Origin of the sequence: Algoriphagus chordae, from assembly GCF_003254055.1 — a bacterium.
In the GTDB taxonomy this organism is placed as follows: Bacteria; Bacteroidota; Bacteroidia; order Cytophagales; family Cyclobacteriaceae; genus Algoriphagus; species Algoriphagus chordae.
In genome coordinates, this window is record NZ_QKZT01000017.1 from 106,037 (window position 1) to 123,455 (window position 17,419).

Consider the following 17,419-nt stretch of genomic DNA (forward strand, 5'->3'; position numbering starts at 1 on the left):
GGGATGGGGCTTAGGTTAATATTGTTGTGGGTTTTTATATGTGCAAGTCAATTTGCTTGTTGTCAGAGTAATGTGATTGTTTTGAAGAAGTGTTTTTCTGAACCTTTAGAGGGTTTTCCAAGTAAAAATCACACTTGTCAAAAGTTGTCTTTTGTGGGGCAGACTTTGGATTATAAGATCAATTACTCTTTTAATGGTTGGCAAATTATTGATTCTGTTGCTTATCAAAATGATAAAGGAAAGCTTTGTGCCAAATTCTTTCAACCAGTATATGACGTGGAAAATAGAATTGTAAAGAGCTATGAATTATTAAATGTTGACTGCAATCAAGTAACTGTATTTTTAAATGAAATAAAGGATAAGTACGGTTTATCAAGAGATTATTTAGCAAACTTGAATTTCTTGCTGTCAAAGAACCCTGAAAAGACAGAGAAGGGGTATCAGTTTAATGGTGGAATTATACCCTCATTATTTACTAAATATGGCATTCCTTATGATAAACTTTTGAAAGCCTTTTCCTTTAATATTGAAGACAACATGATTAAAGCCGATTCATTCATGTATGATACCCTTACTTTGAGTAGAAAATATGAGTATGAAAGTGGCCAGCTTAAAGAGGTTAAAATCTCAATAAAAGATAGAGATGAAAATATACTGTCCCAGTTCAGAGAAGTCTTTGAGTTAAAATGAACTTTTGAAATCCAATCAGAAGAAAAGCCCCCTTTGGGTGTAGATAAAACATGGTTTGGACTAGGTGTAGATTGTATCTACACCTTTCTATATAGTAGAATTTGCAATTCAAAAAGTGAAGAAATAATATGAACTATCAGATAAATAACTTTTAAATGAAGGGTGTAAATGTATTTGGTTTTACAAATCAGCTATGAGAAAAGAGTTCATTATTATAGTCTTCTTGATGCTTTCATCCTATTTTTTGAAAGCCCAAAACTTGCCAAGTGGCATGAATTCAAAGCTTCCAAAGCCTTCGATTTCAAATTCTATTTCTGCCCTACCCACCAAACCTCAAATCCCTTACTTGGAAGAACTCAAGCAAATCCAGTCACTGAAGAAAACCCCCACTGGGTGTAGAATGGGATGGATTTATAAAACATCGTTGACTAGGTGTTTGTAACTATACCTTTCTAAATTTGTAATTTGACATGGTCTATGTGGATAGGTGTTACGGTTAATTGCCAATTTCAAATTGGTAAGGATATTAGGGTGAAGTTGCAAACTTCACCCAGCCTCAAATATGACTTCATAGCTACTGAGGAGACTCTACGCCAACCTTTGATTTATACATTGGATTATTTCAAGTTTTTGGAATAATCAAAAAGTAAGTAAATTCTTTTGGTTAAGAGGGACACAAGCGAGGTTCTCGTACCATGACTGAGACCTTTGTGAAAAAATAATCGAAAGCTATTGCCTTATAGGCAATGATCTAAAGCCATTCCGAATTTTCGGAATGGCTTTTTTCGTTAACATCTGTTCTTTTTTGAGTATTGATTTGCGATGAATTCCATATTACGCATCTTCTGGTTAACTTTGCCGCCTATTCTAATTAGAGATGATTTACGTTTGTAGAAAAGAACACTTCAATGCAGCCCACAAACTTTGGAACCCGAAATGGTCGGATGAAAAGAATGTGGAGGTATTTGGCCCCTGTGCCAATGTCAACTGGCATGGTCACAATTTTGAGTTGATCGTGATGGTGAAGGGTTTGCCAGATCCGGAAACTGGTTTTGTGGTAGATCTTAAAAAACTCAGCACCATTATTCGAAATCTCGTGATAGAGCGAGTAGATCATAAAAATCTGAACGTCGACGTAGATTTCATGCAAGGCAAATTGGCAAGTTGTGAAAACCTAATCATGGAATTCTGGAAGATCCTAGAGCCAGCTGTCAATGAAATCACTACTCATGGAGGACTGCACAAGCTTACGCTCTACGAAACTCCAAGGAATTTTGTGGAGTACTTTGGAGAGTGATTTTAGGTAAAAGGTAGTAGGTGATAAGTAGAAGGTTTGTGCAGGGAGGAATAATTGTTTCTTGATGAATTAGTTTGACTCTAAATACTTTTTCTATGGCTTTTGTAAATTCATTTAAAGAACTTGAGGTATATAAGTTGTCTCGCGAACTTGCTTCAATGATTTTCAAACTCTCGCTTTCATTTCCCCCAGAAGAACGATATTCCTTGACTGATCAGGTTAGAAGATCCTCAAGATCTATTGGAGGACAGATAGCTGAAAGTTGGGGAAAGCGGCGATTTATTAGACACTTCATTAGCAAACTTACTGATGGTGATGCTGAGCAATTCGAGACGCAGCATTGGGTGGAAGTAGCGCATGATTGTGGATATATTAGTACTGATCAGGAGAAGTTATTGCTTGAGAAATGTGTGCTTATAAATCATATGCTAAATTCCATGATTAATAAGGCTGATCTTTTTTGTAGAAAGAGTTCTTAATCAAGCCACCAAATACTTCTCGCTTTTAATAAACTAACATCAAACACTAACTACTTACCACTTACCGTTTACAGTTAATTACCTCTCACCTTTTACTTTCCACCTCTGACTATTATATAAATAATTGATCTTACCCAAAAAACTCTACATCATCTCCGGCGAGCGATCAGGAGATCTACACGCATCAAACCTAGTGCGATCTCTTTTGGGGCAGAATCCAAACTTGAAGATTCGCGGTATGGGAGGGAGCTACTCCAAAGACGCAGGGGTAGAATTAGCCGTGGATTATGCGGAAGTAGCTTTGATGGGTTTTTTGGAAGTTCTGCTGGGATTCCGCAAAGTGCTGAAATACCTCAAACTAATGAAGAATGATATTCTTGTATTCAAGCCTGATGCGATCATTCTAGTTGATTATGGTGGGTTTAATATGAAAATCGCTGCCTTCGCCAAAGAAAACAATATTCCAGTACATTATTATATCCCCCCAAAAGTATGGGCTTGGAATCAAAAGCGAGCCTTGAAGCTAAAAGCTACCACTGATCAGATTTATTCCATCTTACCTTTTGAACCTGCTTTTTTTGAGAAGTATGACATGAAGGTTCATTATGTGGGAAACCCATTATTGGACGAGATTTCAAAATTTACTCCCCATGAGTTTTTTTTCCAGAAGAATGAACTGAGTTACCAGCCCATTATAGCATTATTGCCAGGAAGTAGAGCGCAGGAGATCAATGCTATGCTGGATCGCATGATTGAGTTGGTGAAGGAATTCCCAAATGCTCAGTTTGTGATAGCTGGAGTTGGAGATCTTGGTTCAAATATATATCAACGTGGTATTGATGCTGGCATACGAGTGATCTTTGATCAAACCTATGATCTGCTCTCCCATGCTATTGCTGCAGTAGTGACATCTGGGACAGCGACCTTAGAAACTGCTTTGTTTAGAGTTCCTCAGATAGTGGTATATAAGACTAGCTCGATTTCTTATGCGATAGCCAAGCATTTGATCCGTGTGCCATACATTTCTTTGGTTAATTTGATAGCTGATAAAGAAGTAGTGAAGGAGCTGATACAGCAAGATTTTTCGATTTCCAATCTCAAAGCAGAACTACAGCAGATTTTGGGAAATCAAGTTTACCGAGGTCATATGCTTCAAGGATATGATTTGATCAAAGAGCAGATAGGAGAGGCTAGTGCTTCGGAAACTGCAGCTAGACTGATACTCTCCTCTGTTATAAAAAATTGAAGTCACTTTGGTTCACTTTCTGTAGAATGAAAAATAGACCTAGGCTTCTCTTAACTCTCATTTGCTTAGTGGTACTTTTTTCTTGTGAAAGGGTGAAGCCTGTTTCACTTGAATATGATGCTGAGTTTGAAGAAATTATGTCAGGTTTGAATTTTGATGCTGGAGTAAAGGAGCCACATTTAGACTTGTCCAAGGTCTTTGTAAAAAGTGATTGGGATAGTGTTATAGTTATTAAACATTATTCTCAATACAGTAAATTTGCGCGATTGGATTTGAAGAATAAGTCTGAGATCAGGTTTATTCTTAATGAAATGAATTCTACAGATTTTCACTACTACCTACTTTTTATTAGAGAGGATCAGATTACAGCTTATTCTAAAATGAGCAATTACTATCGTATTTGTTTTAATGAATCTCAGCTCTTTCCAATTATCCCCAAATCAAATCCCGAAATGGCAATAAGGCAAGTTCAACTTGACCCAGCCTTTTATCAATTAGCAAAAATCGGTAAATGATGTTGCCTGTTAGAAACAAAGGTACTACCACGATTTTAATGGAGTTGATTGCTGACTAGTTGAAGATGATGGCTTGTGAAGGGTATTATCCGGATGGCTGAGCCTTTCTGGATTTTCGGTTTTGGGCTGGTTTGCAAGCCGTCAAGAAAATGACTTAGCTCCCGAGGTACGAGAGGACAAGTCGTAAAGAAAATGCCCCTCGGGCATTTTTAGACTTGGGCCAGGTTTTGGGAGGGAGTCATTTTTAGGTGCGCAAGCCAGACCAAAATTCCGCTGTCTGTTCATTTTAATCAATGAAAAATCTGCCAGCGGAAAGAAAAGACTGAGGCTCGGGGCTTTTTGGTTACTTTTTGGCGGCCAAAAAGTGACAAAGATAAAGCCTACATAAAATGGATGAAGGTGTATGGAATGTTAAATCTCCCAAGAAAAATGAATCGATGATAAATAGAAGCTATACTTTCGTCTGGAGAACTTAGTTTAAAGCCCAACTTACTTTCCCATTAAATTCAGGGTAGAACCGAAACTAAAGAAGCCTCGATTAAAATTATAATCGAGGCTTCTGATAAAATTATATATCTATCCGCTCTACTACCAGTAAAGTGATAAATGCATTCTAGGCTGTTGAAATCTAGCATTGAGGCTACACCGCACATCCGTCTTCGGTCTTCCAGCCACTACACCAAAGAAATAAAGACTAATGGCATCAATGCGGATATTCATATTATTTCTAAGCTACTTGAAGCCGCTTAAACTTTGACTTATCAAATTTTTCATGTGCGTATTTGGCATCGATAATCAACTCTTTGATGGAATCATCTGATGGGATATCATACATCGCATCGGTGATGATTGCTTCGCAAATTGATCTCAAACCTCTGGCGCCAAGGTTAAACTCTACCGCTTTCTCTACGATGAAATCAATGCCACTTTCCTCGAAAGTAACTTTAACGCCTTCGTAATTGAGCAGCTTAGCATATTGCTTCACCAAAGCATTCTTTGGCTCAGTAAGGATTCTTTTCAAGGCATCTGCATGCAGAGGATCCAAGTGAGTAAGAACTGGTAGTCTACCGATCAATTCTGGAATCAATCCAAAAGCTTTCAAATCCTGAGCAGTCACATATTGTAAAAGATTCTCACGATCAGCTACATCATCAGCTGCTGCTTTGCTGAATCCCATAGGCTGGGTATTCAGTCGCTTACCGATATGTCTGGCTATTCCATCAAATGCACCACCGCAAATAAAGAGAATGTTCTCGGTGTTTACAGCGATCATCTTCTGATCTGGATGCTTCCTTCCACCTTGAGGCGGAACGTTGACGATAGTGCCTTCTAGTAGCTTAAGCATGGCTTGCTGCACACCTTCTCCACTCACATCTCTAGTGATAGAAGGGTTGTCGGACTTTCTTGCGATTTTGTCCAACTCATCTATATAGACAATACCACGTTCAGCAGCTTCTACATTATAATCCGCCGCCTGAAGTAATCTAGTCAAGATACTTTCCACGTCTTCACCTACATAGCCAGCTTCTGTCAATACAGTTGCATCAGCGATACAGAAAGGGACCTCCAGGGTCTTAGCCAGTGTTTTGGCAAGATATGTTTTACCCGTCCCGGTATCCCCCACCATGATGATGTTAGATTTTTCAATCTTCACTTCATCATTTTCATCCTTTTGGAAAAGACGCTTGTAATGATTGTAAACAGCCACCGTCAAAACCTTCTTGGCATCTTCCTGACCAATCACATATTGATCTAAGTAGCCAGTCAGTTCCTTAGGTTTCTTGAGTTTTATTTTTGGTTTAGCTCCATCTGGCTTCTTGGTTTTATCTTCCTCACCAAGGATCAAATGAGCTTGATCAATGCAGAAATTACAAATGTGCGCAGAGATACCCGACACCATTAGATCTACATCTTTCTTATTTCTACCGCAAAAGGAGCAGGTAACTTGAGCCATTATTTTGGTTTTTTAACTAGTACTTCATCGATAAGGCCGTAAGCTTTCGCTTCTTCTGCCTTAAGCCAATAATCTCTTTCGGAATCTTTCTCTATCTCTTCTGGGGTTTTGCCAGTATGCTGTGCTAAGATATCATACAATTCCTCACGCATAGATAGGATAAGCTTCAAGGAAATCTCCATATCTGTGGATTTTCCTTGCATTCCGCCAGATGGCTGGTGAATCATCACTCTGGAATGCTTGAGCGCAGATCTTTTGCCTGCTGCGCCACCTGCTAGTAGCACTGCTCCCATAGAAGCCGCGATTCCTGTACAGATAGTTGCTACATCAGGATTGATAAACTGCATGGTGTCATATATACCTAGTCCGGCCGTCACCGATCCTCCAGGGCTATTGACATAAAGTAACACATCTTTCTTAGAGTCTACAGATTCTAGGAAAAGTAGCTGTGCAACAATGATGTTTGCTATGTGATCATCTACACCTGTTCCCAGGAAAATGATACGGTCCATGATCAATCTAGAGAATACGTCAATCTCTCTGAAATTCTGAGGACGCTCCTCAATTACAGAGCGAGTCATGTTTTCAATGTGCTGAGTGTACTGGTCAAAAGCAGTACCACTTACGCCTTGATTGTGAATGGCGTACTTGCGGAATTCTTCTTTGTTAATCATCTTTCGAGTTTGTTGTGGTATGCAAAAATAAAAAAAGCCCTTAAATAAGGACTTTTTTATGATGATTTAAGCGAATTACTTATCTAAAAGTTCCTTGAACTCGTCAATCGTAAGATCCTTTTCTTTCAAACTGATTTTGTCCAATGCAAAAGCAAGTACTTTTTCATTCTGAATTGAAGTAAGCATATTCATATAGTTCTGACCGTCTTCACCTTTCAGGTAGTTGTCTACGAACATGTCCATGCTGTCTTCCATCTGAGCTCCAAGCCCAGAAGCGGCGAATTGCTCACGAACCATTTGTTTGGTTTTCTCGATCACTTCTTCGTGCTCAGCTTTGATTTCATTCTTGGTAGCTATCTCGTTAGAGAGCAAAGACCAGATTAATTGCTTTGCGTATATTGGAAATTCTTTTTCTACGTCTGCTTCAGATACCTTGCCTTCGTTGGCGATCAAAAGCCACTCCTTCAAGAATGCCTCTGGAAGATCTACCTTGGCAGCTTCAGTCAATACCTTCTTCAATTCCTCCTCAGTGAATACTTTGGATTCCTTGTCATAATTAGCCTGAAGTGTCTCTCTTACTTTAGTGATGAATTCTTCTTCAGACTTCACGATATCAGGACCGAAGATTTTGTCGAAGAACTCTTGGTTCATTTCGGCAATCTCAGTTCTATTGATGTTTTGTACAGTCAAAGTCAAAGCTCCTTCGATGTTTTTAGACTCTTCCTCGCTTAGTCCGAAAGCTTCTTCCCACTGTCCTTTCTTCACATCCTTCGCCTCAAATTCTACGACAGCTTCTTTGCTTAGGCCGATGAATTTTCCTGCAAGTTTCTTAGTGATTTTAGATAGATCCAAAGAAACAGTTTTCTCAAATTCGCCTTCAGTAGCTTTCAAATCACCATAGATATGATCGCCTTCTTCGCTCACTTCAGGATTGGTGCTGTTACCATATTGAGACTTCAAGTTGTCAAGAGTTTCATTGATCAACTTATCATCTACCTTAATAGTGTATTTGGTTGCTTTGATTTTAGAATCAAGCGTAAGATCTACTGACTCTACGAAACCGATTTTGTAATCAAATTCGAAATCCTTTTGAGTTTTCCAGTCTATCGAGCCATTCTGATCCTGTGGAAGCGGATCGCCCAAGATTTTGAAAGTTTGCTCTTTCAAATAAGTATTCAGGGATTCACTTAGGATCGTATTGATTTCTTCCACCAATACAGAAGTGCCATACATGCTCTTCACCATAGAAATAGGGGCCTTTCCAGGTCTAAATCCTTTGATGTTAGATTTTTTGGCAAAGTCCTTAAGCTTTGCGTCAACCTTAGGTTGGTAATCTGCTTCGTTTAATTTAATTTTAATTAAAGCTTGATTTGCTGAATGCTTGTCTTGTGTGATTTCCAAAGCTCAAAATTTTAGAATGAAGATTAACTAAAAACCCCCAATCCCTTCCCTGTTGTTGAAGACAGTTGAGTGATTGAGGGTTCGGTATTTAGTGCGGATAGAGGGACTCGAACCCCCATGCCTCGCGGCGCTAGATCCTAAGTCTAGTGCGTCTACCAATTTCGCCACATCCGCAATACGTACAATTCGGGCTAGAAATATGTTTCTAATCCCAATTGTGGATGCAAATGTAGGTACTAATAAATAAAATGCAATAGCATAAGAAAAAAAATATTTAACATTTGGTGCAAGATGGACTTAGACCACCATTTTTGTATTAAATTCCTCCTGTATGATTGAAGTGGACATAGAAGTAGAAAGAAAAGAAATCCTCAAACGCTATCGCAGGCTATTGAGACACGCAAAACCAATCCTTAAAGATGGAGATGCGAAATTTATAAAAAAGGCATTCAATGTGTCTCTTGAAGCACATAAGGACATGCGCCGTAAGTCTGGTGAGCCCTATATCTACCATCCCCTGGAAGTGGCCTTAATCTGTGTAGAAGAAATCGGTCTAGGAACCACCTCGATCGTGGCGGCTTTGCTTCACGATGTGGTGGAGGATACGGAATGGGAGCTGGAGGATATTGAACGGGACTTTGGTTATAAGGTGATGACCATCATAGATGGCTTGACCAAGATTGCTGGCGTCTTCGAATACGGTAGTTCGCAGCAGGCAGAGAATTTCCGTAAAATGCTTCTTACCCTCTCCGATGATGTGCGGGTGATTCTGATCAAGCTGGCCGATCGTCTCAATAATATGAGGACACTGGCTAGTATGCCACGACATAAGCAACTCAAAATCGCTTCGGAGACCATGTATCTCTATGCTCCCTTGGCACATAGACTCGGTCTGTATGCGATCAAATCTGAGCTGGAGGATCTATATCTGAAATACACAGATACTGCTACTTATAAGGAGATTGTTTTCAAAATCAATGAATCAAAATCATACCGAAATAAATTTATCCGGAGTTTTATCTTACCGATAGAAGAAGAGCTTAAGAGAACGGGCTTGGACTTTACGATCAAAGGCAGACCTAAATCAGTTTTTTCCATCTATAATAAGATGAAGAAGCAGGGGATCCCTTTTGAGGAAGTCTATGATCTGTTTGCGATCCGTATAATACTGGAATCTGACCTTGAAAATGAAAAGGCAGATTGCTGGCAAGTATATTCTATTGTCACAGATTTCTATAGACCAAATCCTGATCGACTGCGGGATTGGATCAGTACACCTAGATCTAATGGTTACGAATCTCTCCATACAACGGTAATGAGTGGGACCGGCCAATGGGTGGAAGTACAGATTCGTACTGAGCGCATGGATGAAATCGCTGAGAGAGGTTATGCTGCACACTGGAAATATAAAGACAAGGAAAATTCAAAGGGTCCATCTGGCTTGGATGATTGGATTACCCAAGTGAGAGGTTTGCTGGAGTCCAATGATGGGAATGCCATTGAGTTTATGGATGATTTCAGAGGGAATTTATTTCATGATGAAGTCTTTGTCTTTACTCCTAAAGGTGATTTGAAAGTGCTTCCCTTTGGTGCAACAGCCTTAGATTTTGCATTCGAGATTCATACCGAGGTAGGGGCTAAATGCATAGGTGCAAAAGTCAACCAGCGATTGGTACCTATTTCGCATAAGCTGAAAAATGGGGATCAGGTGGAGATTTTGACTTCCAACAAGCAAAAACCTTCAGAAGATTGGCTCCATAATGTCGTGACGACTAGAGCGAAAGCTAAAATAAAGGATGCACTCCGAGAGGATAAAAAGTCTGCGATATTGGATGGAAGAGAAATCATCCAGCGCAAAATGAAGCAGATGAAGATGGAATTCAATTCTGAATCAGTGGAAAAGCTACGGGCATTTTTTGAGTTGAAAACAGCAAACGAATTTTACTTCCGAGTAGGAATAGGAGCAATAGATCCGACTTCGATCAAATCTTTCAAGGATTTTAAAGCGACACAAAAGCTTCAAAATAAATCTAATCAGGAGAAAGTTAAGGACGAGTCGACTTTTACCAAGGAAATAAAAAATCTCAAAGGTCCAGATCACGATCAGTTGTTGATAGGAGAGGATATGGATATCGTGGATTATATTTTGGCCAAATGCTGTAATCCTATTCCTGGGGATGATGTTTTTGGTTTTGTGACGGTAAATGAAGGGATCAAAATTCACCGTACTTCCTGCCCAAATGCTCTGGAACTACTATCCAATCATGGTAACCGTGTCATCAAAGCAAGGTGGACCAGTCAAAAAGAGATAGCATTTCTTGCAGGATTGCGGATTATCGGAACGGATAGAGTCGGGCTTATTAATGATGTAACTAAGGTGATTTCCAATGAATTGAAAGTTAATATGCGTTCTATTACAGTGGATTCAGATGCAGGGATTTTCGAAGGGACGATCAAGCTTTACGTGCACAGTACAGAGCACTTAGATAAGTTGATTGAAAACCTCATGAGTGTCGATGGGATTTTAAAGGTTTCAAGGTTTGACTGATCCAATGAATCTTTTCTTACTTACAAAAGTTATATTTGAAAAAATACCCAGCAAATGCCTTTGAATACTACTCATTTCGAAGAGGTAAAAAAGATATTTACAGCCTATCTTGAAACTAAGAAGCTCCGAAAAACTCCGGAGCGCTACGCTATCCTCGAAGAAATTTATACCCGAACAGGACATTTTGATGTAGAGTCACTTTACATCAGTATGAAAAATAAGAATTACCGTGTAAGTCGAGCGACTGTTTATAATACGCTAGATCTTTTGGTCGAATGCGATTTGGTAACCAAGCATCAGTTTGGTAAAAACCTGGCGCAGTTCGAGAAATCTTATGGATTCAAGCAGCACGATCATTTGATCTGCACAGATTGTAATCAGGTGCTAGAGTTTTGCGATCCTAGAATTCAAAATATTCAAAATACAGTGGGCGAAATTCTCAATTTCAAAGTACTTCACCACTCCTTAATATTGTATGGCAATTGTCTCAAAGAGAATTGTGAAAACAGAAAAGTAGAAACAGCCTTGAAAGACAAATTATAATCACATGAAATTGACATATAATACCAGTAAGGATGAGCTTGCTCATTACCTATTTATTCAGGGTGATTTGATTGGAGATGAAGTAGGACCCAAGCTAGTAGAGGTTGTATCTGATGCAGTGGAAGAAGGCGCCAAGAATTTTGTGGTTGACCTGAGTGAAGTGAGATACATCAGTTCCAGTGGAATTGGTCTTTTGATCACCATGCTTACCAAAATGAGAAATAAAGATGGAGAAGTGTACCTGACTGCGCCATCTGATCACGTAAAGAAACTATTGATAATCACTAAGCTGAATAATATTTTCACAGTTTTTGACTCGGTAGAACAGTTCAAAAAGTCAGTAGTAGAATAGCTCTTAAAATCACTTTTTAGATTTCGTGGATGTGTTTCACTTTAGGTGAACTGCAAATAATTACGCTCTTTCTCTTGGTTTTGACTAGGCTTATCGCAAATTTCACGCTTCAAAAAGTCAAGTGTAACAGATAAGACCGCACATCAAATGAAGATGGATGTACTTCTAGGTCTCCAGTGGGGAGATGAAGGAAAAGGAAAAATAGTAGACGTATTAGCGCCTGAGTATGAAATTGTAGCCCGTTTTCAAGGAGGTCCAAATGCTGGGCACACCCTGGAATTCGACGGGATCAAGCATGTTCTGCATCAGATCCCCTCTGGGATTTTTCGCTCACAGATACTTAATATTATAGGCAATGGAGTCGTTCTCGATCCAATTGTACTACAAAGGGAAATTGATGGATTGGGTAAATTCTCTATCGATTACATGAAAAACCTGGTGATCTCTAAGAAAGCCACGATTATCATCCCAACACATAAATTGCTTGATGCAGCCTCTGAGAAATCTAAAGGTGATAAGAAAATTGGCTCTACTCTAAAAGGTATCGGCCCAACTTATCAGGATAAGATAGGAAGAACGGCACTTCGAGTAGGGGATATCCTAAGTCCTGATTTCAAGGAAAAATACGAAGCACTAGTTGCCAAGCATAAAACTACACTTTCATTCTACAGTCATCCCTTGGATGAATTGCCAGCAATGGAAGAGCAATTCTTTTCAGCTATAGAGTTTTTCAAGACCTTGAATCTTATTGACAGTGAATATGTGGTCAACGAAGCATTGGATTCCAAAAAGAGAATTCTTGCCGAAGGTGCTCAAGGTTCCCTGTTGGATATAGATTTCGGTAGCTATCCTTTCGTGACTAGTAGTAGCACCATGACTGCTGGCGCATGTACAGGTTTAGGAGTTGCTCCGTCCAAAATCGGAGAAGTCTTTGGGATCTTCAAAGCATACTGCACCCGTGTGGGTTCTGGTCCTTTTCCTACCGAGCTATTCGATCAGGATGGCGAGGATATGAGAAAAGAAGGCAATGAATTCGGTAGTACTACCGGTCGCCCAAGAAGATGTGGTTGGTTAGACTTACCTGCTCTTCGATACTCAATCATGATCAATGGCGTCACTCAGCTGTTCATGATGAAAGGTGATGTGTTGAATATCTTTAAGGAAATCAAAGTTTGTACGCATTATGAACTTCCTACGGGAGAGAAAATTGACAAACTTAGTTTTGAGATTTCTGAGCAGGATGTCAGACCAGTTTACAAGACTTTGAAAGGATGGAATTGCTCTTTGGAAAATATGCATACCTATGAAGAGTTTCCTGCCGAGCTGAGAGCTTATGTAGAATACTTGGAGGAGGAATTGAATGTTCCTATCAAATTGGTTTCAGTTGGTCCAGATCGCACTCAAACGATTCTGCGATAATCGAATAATTATACAAATGAAAGCCCTTGATTTTTGAATCAAGGGCTTTTTTTTTCTATCCGTTAAAGTGTACTTTGGCTATCCCAAAAAACCTAGCCTAACATTGAGATTATTACTTGCAGCCACAGCACTCTTCTTAGTGTCTTTTTATACCCATGCTCAAGTAGGTTTTCCTTACTGCGAAACTTTTACTGATGAGGAATCCATAGGCTCAGAAACGATTTTTGGCGGGAGTGCCAGACTGGTGGATGGGGTGCTGAGGTTAACGGATGCTCAGCGAGAACAAAATGGCTACGTTTATATAGATATTCCTTTTTCTCCAGCTTATGGGATAAAAGCTTCCTTCGAATACTTCATGTATGGTGGCAGTGGAGCCGATGGGCTTACGGTGTTCCTTTTTGATGCGGATGTCCAGAATTTTAAAACTGGCGGCTTTGGAGGAGCATTTGGATATACGCAGAGAGACAATGTGCCTGGAATGACTGGCGGGTACTTAGGGGTTGGTTTCGATGCTTTTGGGAATTACAGCAATTCAAGCGAGGGTAAAAAAGGAGGGTTTTTAGGTGGTGGTGATAGATTGTATCCAAATAGTATTTCCATCAGGAAAGGTGGATCAGGACTAAGCGGCTATGAATTTGTTGCTGGAAAGATGACCGAAGACCCGCCATCTGGAGCACTTGGATTGGCGCTAGATGTGGAATACCAGTTCCCGCTGAGTTCGGGGGGCTTTGGAACTAGTAGAGTGACGGACCCAGCTGTTCCGGGTTATCGCAAGGTGTTTTTGGAATTGGAGCCAAATCCTACAGGGATAGGTTATCTGCTGAAATTGGAAATGGTAGTGACCACAGAGGCAAATGAGCCTAGAACAGTTACTGTTTTTCCAGGTATTCCTTTTCCCTATGAGCCATCAAAAAATCTGAAAATTGGCTTTGCGGCATCTACAGGAGGTGAGACAAACATTCATGAAATTAGAGATTTGGTCGTTGAAGTTTCCAATGATGCAGGACTTGCAAATCCAACGGGGGTTGATTTCTCTGATGTTGCATCCTGCGAAGGTCAAGAGAATACCTATTATATAACTGACGAGGAAGTGATTCTCCCAAATGAAAACAGCTCCATTCGTTGTTTGCAGTTTTATGCCTCTATTGATGATATTGAAGATGAGACCGGAGATATCTGTTCTCAGGGTAAGTGCCGAGAAGAAAATCGTGAGCTCGTTATTCCTGAAGGTGTTTTTCGTGCCGGTAAAGAAGGAGGTGATTATACATTTTTCCCAAATTATGGATTCACTGGCCAAGAGGTGACTGTTTATTATACGATTACTGATAACTACGGAAAAAGCTCAGGAGGTAATTCAATGACTTTTAAAATCAATGATTCACCAGAGCCGGTACGGATTTTTGAAAATGGAAATCCTGATACGATAGAAGAAACAAGGCTGTGTGGAGGTGAAACGGTGACTTTTACTTCGGAAGGCGATGAGATCTATGAGCGATACGAATGGTATAAAGATAATGAGCTTATAGAAGGAGCGACCTCTGAGCAATACACAGCAAGTGCTGCCGGAGAGTATTTGGTAAAAGCTTACAATCGTAAGAATTGCCCAGCGATCTCCAATATCATACTAGTGAGTTTTCCTGAATTCCCTGGCTTTGATTTTATTACACCAGTAGTTGGTTGCACCCCAGGACAGGCTGTCGATGTCACCGCAAGTATTAGCAATTATGATCCGCTTACCTATGATTATAAACTTACAGGCGAAGGACAGACTTTTTTGAATGATGAGATGGAAAAGGTTTCAACCTCGGGAGCCTACATACTTCAGATTAAGCATGCTGATTTGGAATGTTATTCATCTCCAGAGCCATTGCAGGTAGTAATTATGGAAGAAGAGCTATTGGCTGATTTCAGGTTTGAAATACAAGGAACAGGTGTAAAAGGTGAGGAGGATGGTGGCTTTTTTCCTGAAGATGAGTTTCAGTTTATAGATTTATCTCCAAATGGTGCAGAAAGCTGGAATTGGGATTTTGGAGATGGTGCTGTCTCTACTGAGAAAAACCCAACTCATATATATGGTAAGAAAGGAGAATTTGATGTAGTACTCTCTATTACTAATATGTGGGGATGCGAAACATCAGTTACTAAAAGAGTCTCGATTTTGAGAAGTTATAGACTGATGTTCCCTACAGGCTTTACTCCTCTTGATAGTCAAAACCAATACTTTGTTCCAAAATTCAAGGGGCTAGTTTCCGGGCAACTCTTAATTTTCAATACTTGGGGAGATTTGATTTTCGAAACAGATGATTTGAGCTCAGACGGCTGGGATGGGAAGTTGGAAGGAAAGCTGATGGATGCGGGCATTTATATATATAGATATAATGGGGTTGCTACAGATGGGGAAAAAGTTACGAAAGCAGGTAAATTCAAACTGATCAGATGATGCGAGCTTACCTAGTTGTTCTTTTTCTTATACTTTCATTCTCTCAGGCTTTCAGTCAGGATATTCAGTATTCTCAGTTCTATGCCAATCCATTTTACCTGAATCCAGCATTAGCTGGAAGCACCGGGCAGACGAGGCTGGGAGTTAATTTTCGGAATCAATGGCCAGCATTGGATCAAAGTTTCGTGGCCTATACTGCTTATGCAGATCACTTTTCTGAAAAGTACAATTCTGGCTTTGGGATAGTTGTCTCTGGAGCAAGAGAATCTTTCACTCAAAGTAAGACAAATGAAATTGGTCTGGTGTATAGCTATAGACTGCGTTTAGGGGAAAAGCGTTTTCTCCATGTCGGAGCGCAAGGGAGTTTTCTGTCAAGAGATGTGCTGTTTGACGAAATTATTTTGGGTACACAATTAGATATAGATAAAGGAGTAATAGTAGGCGAACCAGGTATAGGCTTTACTGGAGATAGTCAAGTTCGGGCTGCGGATCTGAATGCAGGTCTTTTATATTATGAAGATAAGTTTTGGTTTGGGTTCTCTGCCTTTCATTTATTGGAGCCGCAGATTAGCTATTTGGAGATAAATTCAAACAAGCTTCCAATTAAGTATTCATTTCAGGGAGGGGTGAGGTTTAATCTTGCTCCTGGGAATATCAATGATTATTTCAATAATACTGATCAAGAGCGTTCGCTGGCATTGGCATTTAACTATAAGTCGCAGGGTGCATTTGATCAGCTAGACATTGGAGCAGAGTTTTATTTTGAGCCTTTGATCTTAGGTTTTTGGTATAGGGGGCTTCCTACTAAGTATAATTTACCAAATAATGAGTCCTTGATTGGCCTGGTTGGTATTGAATTGGAGTCTGGATTGGACTTTGGATACAGCTTTGATTACTCCATATCAAAATTAGGACAGCAAGTATCTGGTGGTGCTCATGAACTGTCTGTCAGGTATGTGTTTTCATCCAAAGACCCACGCAAAAAGTACTATCCACCACTTCCTTCCTTCAGATACTAGGTCATCGGCTACTTGTTCAGAAGATTATTTCAGTCAAGGGTATTTTGACGGAATGTGTCTTGAGAAAGGTTGAGATTGGGGCCTAAAATCGAAACAATATTCTTTGATAATTTTTGTCTTTTGTAATCAGCTAGTTAGGGGGCATCTTTGAATATTTCACTATTTCTCATTGTCTCTAAAATAAAAAGGTAGATATTTGCACTCCCAAACGAGGCGAACGGCTGAGGGGAATGAACGGATAGCGGTTCAAAAAAGTATTGAAAAACAGTTAATTTTGCGAGAGGCTAGGAAGTCAAGAATGAGTTCTTACCTTTGCGCTCCCTTCGGCAGGAAGGGGGATAAAGCGGAGAGGGCTTAGCTTCTCAAAAACTTTAAAATTAAATATGGCAACAGGTATTGCGGATTAAAAATAATCATTTACCTTTGCACTCCCTTCAGCAAGGAAGGGGGAAAAAACGGAGCGAAAGTCGAGAGATAACAGCAGCCGACCAGCACCACAAATGAGTGGTACTAAGTTCTTTGAAGTGATGTAAGACGAAAAAAAATAGTAACCTGAGAACAGACAGGGAGAGGCTTATAGAATTTGCTTCGTGCGGTTTTATAGGCAGTGTATAAATAATGATAATTTACAATGGAGAGTTTGATCCTGGCTCAGGATGAACGCTAGCGGCAGGCCTAATACATGCAAGTCGAACGGTATATTACTTTCGGGTAATAGAGAGTGGCGAACGGGTGCGTAACGCGTATGCAACCTACCCTATACAGGGGGATAGCCCGGAGAAATCTGGATTAATACCCCATGGTATCATTGAACCGCATGGTTTGATGCTTAAAGATTCATC

The 17,419-nt window shown here is 39.9% G+C and carries 14 protein-coding genes, 1 tRNA gene and 1 rRNA gene; 12 read left to right on the forward strand and 4 right to left on the reverse strand.

Features of this window, described 5'->3' with window-relative positions; all coding sequences use genetic code 11:
• Positions 1 to 3 precede the first annotated feature (3 nt).
• From LV85_RS17065 to LV85_RS17090, 5 genes are all read left to right on the forward strand, one after another.
• Positions 4 to 690: a hypothetical protein gene (locus LV85_RS17065; RefSeq protein ID WP_146260496.1), complete on the forward strand. Its 687-nt coding sequence runs from the start codon at positions 4 to 6 to the stop codon at positions 688 to 690.
• Positions 691 to 1,567: 877 nt separating this feature from the next.
• Positions 1,568 to 1,987: a 6-pyruvoyl trahydropterin synthase family protein gene (locus LV85_RS17075; RefSeq protein ID WP_111321663.1), complete on the forward strand. Its 420-nt coding sequence runs from the start codon at positions 1,568 to 1,570 to the stop codon at positions 1,985 to 1,987.
• Positions 1,988 to 2,082: 95 nt separating this feature from the next.
• A complete protein-coding gene (locus LV85_RS17080; RefSeq protein ID WP_111321665.1) occupies positions 2,083 to 2,466 on the forward strand; it encodes a four helix bundle protein in 384 nt (127 codons plus the stop codon).
• A 124-nt stretch (positions 2,467 to 2,590) separates the two neighbouring features.
• Positions 2,591 to 3,712: a lipid-A-disaccharide synthase gene (gene lpxB, locus LV85_RS17085; RefSeq protein WP_111321667.1), complete on the forward strand. Its 1,122-nt coding sequence runs from the start codon at positions 2,591 to 2,593 to the stop codon at positions 3,710 to 3,712.
• Between the two features lie 26 nt (positions 3,713 to 3,738).
• A complete protein-coding gene (locus LV85_RS17090) occupies positions 3,739 to 4,227 on the forward strand; it encodes a hypothetical protein (protein WP_146260497.1) in 489 nt (162 codons plus the stop codon).
• Positions 4,228 to 4,954: 727 nt separating this feature from the next.
• On the opposite strand, the gene clpX is transcribed toward LV85_RS17090, so the two are convergent.
• The 4 genes from clpX to LV85_RS17110 all read right to left on the reverse strand — a co-directional run bounded on the left by clpX (position 4,955) and on the right by LV85_RS17110 (position 8,430).
• Complete coding sequence (gene clpX, locus LV85_RS17095) at positions 4,955 to 6,181, reverse strand: ATP-dependent Clp protease ATP-binding subunit ClpX (protein WP_111321671.1); 1,227 nt, start codon at positions 6,179 to 6,181, stop codon at positions 4,955 to 4,957.
• Complete coding sequence (locus LV85_RS17100; protein ID WP_111321673.1) at positions 6,181 to 6,855, reverse strand: ClpP family protease; 675 nt, start codon at positions 6,853 to 6,855, stop codon at positions 6,181 to 6,183. The genes clpX and LV85_RS17100 overlap by 1 nt, the downstream gene beginning before the upstream one ends.
• Before the next feature lie 75 nt (positions 6,856 to 6,930).
• On the reverse strand, positions 6,931 to 8,256 hold the full coding sequence (gene tig / locus LV85_RS17105) for a trigger factor (protein WP_111321675.1): 1,326 nt from the start codon (positions 8,254 to 8,256) through the stop codon (positions 6,931 to 6,933).
• A 92-nt stretch (positions 8,257 to 8,348) separates the two neighbouring features.
• Positions 8,349 to 8,430: transfer RNA gene (locus LV85_RS17110), tRNA-Leu, on the reverse strand.
• Positions 8,431 to 8,587: 157 nt separating this feature from the next.
• Between LV85_RS17110 and LV85_RS17115 the strand changes: the two genes are divergently transcribed.
• The 7 genes from LV85_RS17115 to LV85_RS17145 all read left to right on the forward strand — a co-directional run.
• Entirely contained in the window at positions 8,588 to 10,804 is a 2,217-nt protein-coding gene (locus LV85_RS17115) for a RelA/SpoT family protein (RefSeq protein ID WP_111321677.1), read from the forward strand.
• Positions 10,805 to 10,858: 54 nt separating this feature from the next.
• A complete protein-coding gene (locus LV85_RS17120; RefSeq protein ID WP_111321679.1) occupies positions 10,859 to 11,347 on the forward strand; it encodes a Fur family transcriptional regulator in 489 nt (162 codons plus the stop codon).
• Positions 11,348 to 11,351: 4 nt separating this feature from the next.
• Positions 11,352 to 11,699, forward strand: a complete 348-nt coding sequence (locus tag LV85_RS17125) for an STAS domain-containing protein (RefSeq protein ID WP_111321681.1) — start codon at positions 11,352 to 11,354, stop codon at positions 11,697 to 11,699.
• Positions 11,700 to 11,846: 147 nt separating this feature from the next.
• Positions 11,847 to 13,118 carry an adenylosuccinate synthase gene (locus tag LV85_RS17130; protein ID WP_111321683.1) on the forward strand — a complete coding sequence of 424 codons (1,272 nt, stop codon included), beginning with the start codon at positions 11,847 to 11,849 and terminating at the stop codon, positions 13,116 to 13,118.
• Between the two features lie 103 nt (positions 13,119 to 13,221).
• Positions 13,222 to 15,558, forward strand: coding sequence for a PKD domain-containing protein (locus LV85_RS17135; protein ID WP_111321692.1), 2,337 nt, complete (start codon positions 13,222 to 13,224; stop codon positions 15,556 to 15,558).
• Positions 15,555 to 16,577: a PorP/SprF family type IX secretion system membrane protein gene (locus LV85_RS17140; protein ID WP_317046459.1), complete on the forward strand. Its 1,023-nt coding sequence runs from the start codon at positions 15,555 to 15,557 to the stop codon at positions 16,575 to 16,577. The genes LV85_RS17135 and LV85_RS17140 overlap by 4 nt, the downstream gene beginning before the upstream one ends.
• A gap of 628 nt (positions 16,578 to 17,205) precedes the next feature.
• Positions 17,206 to 17,419: ribosomal RNA gene (locus tag LV85_RS17145) — 16S ribosomal RNA — on the forward strand; the annotation flags it as partial.

What these genes read in the sequence shown, in the direction of transcription:
- LV85_RS17065 (WP_146260496.1), top strand. Translation starts at nt 4, where the DNA reads ATGGGGCTTAGGTTAATATTGTTGTGGGTTTTTATATGTGCAAGTCAA.
- LV85_RS17075 (WP_111321663.1), top strand. Translation starts at nt 1,568, where the DNA reads ATGATTTACGTTTGTAGAAAAGAACACTTCAATGCAGCCCACAAACTT.
- LV85_RS17080 (WP_111321665.1), top strand. Translation starts at nt 2,083, where the DNA reads ATGGCTTTTGTAAATTCATTTAAAGAACTTGAGGTATATAAGTTGTCT.
- LV85_RS17090 (WP_146260497.1), top strand. Translation starts at nt 3,739, where the DNA reads ATGAAAAATAGACCTAGGCTTCTCTTAACTCTCATTTGCTTAGTGGTA.
- clpX (WP_111321671.1), bottom strand. Translation starts at nt 6,181, where the DNA reads ATGGCTCAAGTTACCTGCTCCTTTTGCGGTAGAAATAAGAAAGATGTA.
- LV85_RS17100 (WP_111321673.1), bottom strand. Translation starts at nt 6,855, where the DNA reads ATGATTAACAAAGAAGAATTCCGCAAGTACGCCATTCACAATCAAGGC.
- LV85_RS17115 (WP_111321677.1), top strand. Translation starts at nt 8,588, where the DNA reads ATGATTGAAGTGGACATAGAAGTAGAAAGAAAAGAAATCCTCAAACGC.
- LV85_RS17120 (WP_111321679.1), top strand. Translation starts at nt 10,859, where the DNA reads ATGCCTTTGAATACTACTCATTTCGAAGAGGTAAAAAAGATATTTACA.
- LV85_RS17125 (WP_111321681.1), top strand. Translation starts at nt 11,352, where the DNA reads ATGAAATTGACATATAATACCAGTAAGGATGAGCTTGCTCATTACCTA.
- LV85_RS17130 (WP_111321683.1), top strand. Translation starts at nt 11,847, where the DNA reads ATGAAGATGGATGTACTTCTAGGTCTCCAGTGGGGAGATGAAGGAAAA.
- LV85_RS17140 (WP_317046459.1), top strand. Translation starts at nt 15,555, where the DNA reads ATGATGCGAGCTTACCTAGTTGTTCTTTTTCTTATACTTTCATTCTCT.